This window comes from Desulfobacula sp., from assembly GCF_021107415.1.
On sequence record NZ_JAIOSW010000326.1, the window covers coordinates 1 to 6,128 of the forward strand.

Consider the following 6,128-nt stretch of genomic DNA (forward strand, 5'->3'; position numbering starts at 1 on the left):
AGTCTTAAATTTTCATACCATTGATCCTGCAAACGGATTTGAGATCCTTCAAAAAATCGGCGGTTTTGAAATTGCCGGCATTGCAGGGGCTGTTCTTGCTGCAGCTTCTAAAAAGACCGCTGTTGTTCTTGATGGCGTCATCTCAAGTGCAGCAGGACTTGTGGCTTATGTCATAAACCCGGAAATTAAAAAATATCTCATATCCGGCCACAAATCCGTGGAAATAGCCCAGACAGCCGCACTCTCCCACATGGGTCTTACACCGATAATTGATTTAAATATGCGGCTGGGGGAAGGCACAGGGGCTGCCCTTGCCATTGACATGGCAGATGCGGCCTGTAAAATTATGACCCAAATGGCATCCTTTGACGAGGCAAAGGTCGCCAAGTCATCCATAAAGTCATAATATCATTTTAATCAGACCCGCCAGTGTCGATCCTCACCAGATTAAAATCCGCCAGGATGGTGTAAAGGCAAGGCACCACTAACAGCACCAGTATAGTGGACATCAGCAGCCCGAACACAATGGAGCAGGCCAGAGGAATCAGGATCTGGGCCTGCATGGACCTTTCAGACAAAAGGGGCAAAAGACCTGCTATAGTGGTTACCGTGGTCAGCAGAACTGCCCGGAACCGCTCCCTTGAAGCCAGTTTCCCGGCACGATCTACGGCCATGCCCATTGCCGTATGCTGCCTGACAAAACCGACCAGGAGAATGGAGTCATTCACCACAATACCGGCCAGGGAAACAAATCCCAGAATACTGGGCATGGAGATGTCAAGTCCCATAAACAAATGGCCCCAGACAACGCCGATGAATGCAAAAGGGATGGTCACCATGATCACGAAGGGTTCCTGAAAGGATCTGAACTGGAAACTCAAAAGGCAGAACACACCAAAAATACCGATGGCAAGGGCCTTTGCCATCCCCCCTATGGAGGCTTTCATTTCTTTAGCCTGGCCTTCCAGCCCAATTGAAATATCGGGAAATTGTTTTTCCAATCCAGGCAGAAATCTGACCTTTGTATCGGCAATGATATCTCTTGCATTGGCGACCCGGGTATCCACATCCCCGGTAACCGTGACGGTCCTTTGACCATCCACCCGTCTGATCCCGGTATATCCCCTGCTGTGGGTAATGGATGCCACGGTATTCAAGGGAATCCGATCCCCATTGCCGTTCATGAGATAAAAATTTTCAAGATCCCAAATGCTATGTCTGTCAGAAGCTGCCATCCTGAGATTCACCTCATAGGATTCGTCCCTGACAATGATCTCACTGGCAGTGGTTCCATAAAATGCCGCCCTTAGCTGTTTTGAAACACTTCCGGCATCAAATCCCCTGGCCTTTGCCCCTTTTTTAAGCTTTACCTGGATTTCTGGCTTGCCCGGCCGCAGGTCATCATAAAGATCTGCCACTCCCTCATATGCGTAAAGCCAGTTTATCAGTCTTGTGGAGGCCATTTTCAAATTATCAAGGTCATTCCCCGCAAGCCGGATTTCAATGGGAAGGCCACCCGGACCAATAGTAGGTTCTTTATAGGCAATGGCAATGGCATCAGGGATATCTCCTGTCAGGGTCCTCCATTTATTGATGATATCATCCATGGAACCGGATCTGTTTTCAGCACCTAAAAGGTCCAGGGAAACTGTGGCCACATGGGGGCCTCTTTCTCCGGCATCGACATTGATGTTATACAGCACGCTGATATATCTCACCAGATCCGCCTTACCCGGCTGTAAGGGGGATAAGGCAGCATTCATCTTTTGAGCCGCCTTTGCAATCTTTTCCACATAGTGTTCGGTTCTTTCCAGGGGAGTCCCCTGGGGGAACAGAATACGGGCCTGGAGCACATCCCCTTCTATTTCAGGAAAAGCCAAAATTTTCAAATGTCCACCAACGACCATGGAGATAGAGCCAATAAAGGCAAAGATAACCAGGCCGATAAACAAGTATCTGAAATTAACGGCCATATCCACAACCCGTCCCAGAAGCTTTTCCCGGATCCAGTCCATGCTGTTATCAATTTTCCGCCGGAACATGGCCTTAGGTCTGCCTGCGGAATGCCCGGCCAGAGAATGGGACAGGTGATTGGGGAGAATACCGAAGGCTTCCACCAGGCTCACGGAAAGAGTTATGATCAAAATCACGGGAATCACGTAAAGCACTTTTCCGATATCCCCTTTCATGCTCAAGGCCAGTGCTCCAAAAATAAACAAAGTGGTCAAAAATGAGGAAAACACACCTGCCGCCACTTCGGATATGCCGTCTACAACGGCGTTAAAGGCTTTTTTCCCCTTTTCAAGGTGGGCGGCAATATTTTCAGCAATCACAATGGCATCATCCATGAGCAGACCAAGCCCGATCAGCAGACCGACCATGGACAGCATGCTCAGGGACAGTCCCAGATGTTTCATAAAGAAAAAGGTCAACAGAAAGGAGACCGGCAGACCCATGGCCACCCAGAAGGAAAAAGAAAAAGGGAAAAATAGCAGCATGGCAAAAAATACAAGAATCAGTCCTTGTATCCCGTTTACAGTCAGCATTTGAAGTCGGTCCCGGACCACCTTGGACACATTCTGGGTAATGGTAAAGGAAATGCCTGAAGGGGCTCTTGCCTGCTCTTTTTCAAAAAAGGCTGTCACTGCATCCAGGACTCTTAAGGAATCTTCGGACTTGGTTTTGCTGACCTGGAGCAGTCCGGCCCGTTTTCCGTCAAACAGGATTTTATCTTCGTCCTCCATGAATCGGTCTGAGATTCCGGCAATATCCCCCAATCGGATTTCCGCACCCGTTTTCCCGGATACCACAATGAGGTTCTCCAGAGCATATAGGGTTTTTCTTTCTTCGGAAAACCGGATCAAGATGTTCGAATCCCTTGTTTCCAGGCTTCCGGCCGGCAGGTCCAGACTCTGAGCTGCTACAGCTCCTTGGATATCAGACACGGAAAGGCCCAGACGCATCATAGTGTAAAACGGGATCTCAATTAAAAATTCGTGGCCGGAAAACCCCAGGATATCCACCTGGGAGACCATGTCCATGGCTTTAAGCCGGTCCTTGAGGTCCTCGCAGTAGAACTTTAAATGCAATGGGGTCATGGGTCCTGTAACCGCTACGGACACTACCTGGTCGGTCCGGTTGACCCTTTTGACAATCACATCTTCCACTTGGGCCGGAAAATTATTGATGGCTTCCACCTCGGTTTTGATATCATTGAAAAATTCGATGATATTGCCTTCTTCCACCATTTCCACCACAACTATACCCCTGTTTTCCATGGCTGTACTCCGGACCTCGGCGATATTGGTCACACTGTCAATAACGTCTTCGATACGCCGGCACACGGAAGATTCCACATCTTCGGCAGTGGCCCCGGGATAGGTTATAGTAATTTCAACCGCATTGATTGAAAAATCAGGAAAGGTTTCCCGTTTCAGGTCGGTGACCGAAATCAGGCCCAGGGCGATAAATAAAAACATGAGAAGATTTGCAGCCGTGGGATGGGCACTCATGAATGAAATCATCCTCTTAAATGAATTCATGTTACAATGCCTCCCCAATGGCCTGCCGTTTCAGCTGTTCTGCAATGTCACCGGCCTGAACAGGGTTCAACAACATCCCCTCCACGGCCGGCACAAGATCGGTCAACACCAGAGTCTGCCCCTGTTCAAGTCCTGTGGACAGCACCGCTATATCCTCCATATAAAATTCAACTTTCACCGACTTGATTTCGAGTCGATTTTCAGGAGTGCAAATATAAATCTTTCCTTCATGCACTGCACTTCTGGGGACAACAAACCGTTCCGAAACCGATACCCCCCGAAGTTCAACCTCCACATACATGTTGGTGACCAAAGGCGGCCGTATCCCCGGAAGCACTTTGTCATAAGGCTTGTCCACGGTCACATAAACGGTAATAGCCCCGGTTTTTAAATCCATGGACTCACTGGTTCGCGAAAACCGGCCGTCCCATTCAATCCGATGATTCCCATCCATGGGAAGCCTTACCTTTGCAGTGATACCAATGGCCCGGCGGAGAGTCTCCATATCTGTCATATCCGGGAAAAATGAAACCTGTTTCCTTGGCATGAGTCTTAGAAAACTTACCGGTGTCAGCTGGACCGGTATTTCAGCCCTGTCAATACTTTCTGCTTTAACCAACACGCTTCCGACAGTCGCATATTGGTCCATTTCGACATTAACGGCAGACAACCGGCAATTAAAGGGAGCATAAATTTGAGTCTTAGCCACATCCAGCCGACGTTCCGTCACTGTGGACTCCCCTGATTTTTTTTGAGCCAGCAAGGCTTTTTTCCGTGACGGGATCAGATCCAAAGTATTCTGGAGATTATTCACCGCGGTCTGATGGGACAGGAAAATTCTCTCTTCCTTTTCCAGGTCAGAGGCGGAAATATACCCTTTATCAAACAGCTCTCGTTTTCGCTCCAGTTCCTGGGCAGCACTGGCCAGGGATTTTTTTTCAATGGAGAGCAGACGCTGGGTATTTTTCCGGGACTGTGCAAGCTCCTTGAGTTGAGCATCAACACTCATGAGATCAGCCTCCCCCCGTTTTTCGGCAAGCCCATAGGTGGTGGTATCAATTTTGAGCAAAGGCTCACCTTCCCGGATAAAATACCCTTTTCTCAAATTTTTGTTCATATAAACAATTTTACCGCTGACCTCGGAAACGGCTTCCCAAGACCGCTCTGCCTTAACATATCCATACCCAATGGATCTTGGCACAACCCGGGTCTTTTCCAGAAAGATCACCCGGACAGTCTGAACCCGCTCTTTGTGGTCAAAACGAACAGGCGGCTGTTTTGTGCTTTTCATCCATACAAAGAGGATAATTCCGCAGATAATGGGAATAATGATCAATATTTTTTTTAAAAGTTTCATATGGCCTTCCTGATATCTATATTTAATATATGTTTACAGTATCAGCTCAAGATACTCGATGTACATCTGTCTACCCCAGTTGATTTCTTTTTTAGAAGAAATCTGTCTGAACCCGAATTTTTCATACAGCAACCTTGCCGGCTTTAAAAAGTCCGTGGTCATCAGAATAATTTTCCGATACTGTTTTTCCCGTGCAAAACTCACCGCTATTTCCACCAGTTTTTCACCAATGCCATATCCCCTCGCAGATGCTTCAACCAGCAGCCACCGAAGCTGTGCAACCCCTTTGTCATTATTCACAATCGCCACTGACCCCACTCTTTGCATCCTATTTTCAGCAATCCACAGATTCTCTTTTTCAGGATCAAACTGCTCCCCAAAGGCCATGACATCGTTTCCAACATAATATTCAAAGGTATTATCAAATTGATATTCTGCACCATAAAGCGCCATATGGCTTGAGGCCACGTAGCCAAGGTCCCCGGGTTTCATGGTTCTTATGGTATAGATCGTACTTCCCCGGTCTTCCTCCATCAAGGCCTGAATTTTCTGCATGGAAGCAACCATCTCCCAGGAAAAGAGTTCTGCCCGGGATAGAATACCGGAAACTTTAGCCGCATTTACAACTTCATGGTTCAAAACATCCATCAAGGCATAATCAAGACCTGCCGCTGCCAGCATGGCAATATAGCTTTTCTCCACAAGCCTCTTTTTGACTTTATCCCCTGCCCCTGTGGTCAGGTTGGAAAGTCCTGCAATGGTCCTCACAGGAAAACCCAATAAATCTGGTAACATCCTTATAACATTCAAAACAGCCCTTGCCTGAACAATCCCGTCTTCCCATGCCAAAGGTGGTACAACCGGATCAATAATGATCCGCTCTTTCGACACCCCGGCCGCATCTGCCTGAACTAACAGCTCAAGAGCAATCTCAAACCGCTCTGCCTCATCCTTTGGAACCCGGCTGTCAGGATACAGAAGAAACCCGACAATATCCGCATCATACTCCTCTGCCAGGGGTAAAATTTCCTCAAGCTTATGGGATTCAAGAGAAAATCCGTTAATGATCACCTTGTTGTCTGCGGCTTCAAGTCCCACCCTCATGGCAAGCGGATTGGAAGTATCAATGAGTAATGGCAGATCTGTCACACTCTGTACTGCCTCAATGAAAAATGCCATGCCCTTTTCAGGGAATTTGCCCAAAGGCCCGGTATTTACATCAATGGCCC

The 6,128-nt window shown here is 47.8% G+C and carries 4 protein-coding genes; 1 reads left to right on the forward strand and 3 read right to left on the reverse strand.

Features of this window, described 5'->3' with window-relative positions; translation table 11 throughout:
• A partial coding sequence (locus tag K8S13_RS16610; protein WP_291464215.1) for a nicotinate-nucleotide--dimethylbenzimidazole phosphoribosyltransferase occupies positions 1-406 on the forward strand: 406 nt, incomplete at its 5' end.
• Between the two features lie 7 nt (positions 407-413).
• Here K8S13_RS16610 and K8S13_RS16615 read toward each other — a convergent pair.
• The 3 genes from K8S13_RS16615 to K8S13_RS16625 all read right to left on the reverse strand — a co-directional run.
• On the reverse strand, positions 414-3,542 hold the full coding sequence (locus K8S13_RS16615; protein ID WP_291464217.1) for an efflux RND transporter permease subunit: 3,129 nt from the start codon (positions 3,540-3,542) through the stop codon (positions 414-416).
• A gap of 1 nt (position 3,543) precedes the next feature.
• Positions 3,544-4,899, reverse strand: a complete 1,356-nt coding sequence (locus K8S13_RS16620) for a hypothetical protein (protein ID WP_291464219.1) — start codon at positions 4,897-4,899, stop codon at positions 3,544-3,546.
• Positions 4,900-4,932: 33 nt separating this feature from the next.
• Positions 4,933-6,128, reverse strand: a 1,196-nt coding sequence (locus K8S13_RS16625; protein ID WP_291464220.1) for a GNAT family N-acetyltransferase, incomplete at its 5' end; no start/stop codon positions are given.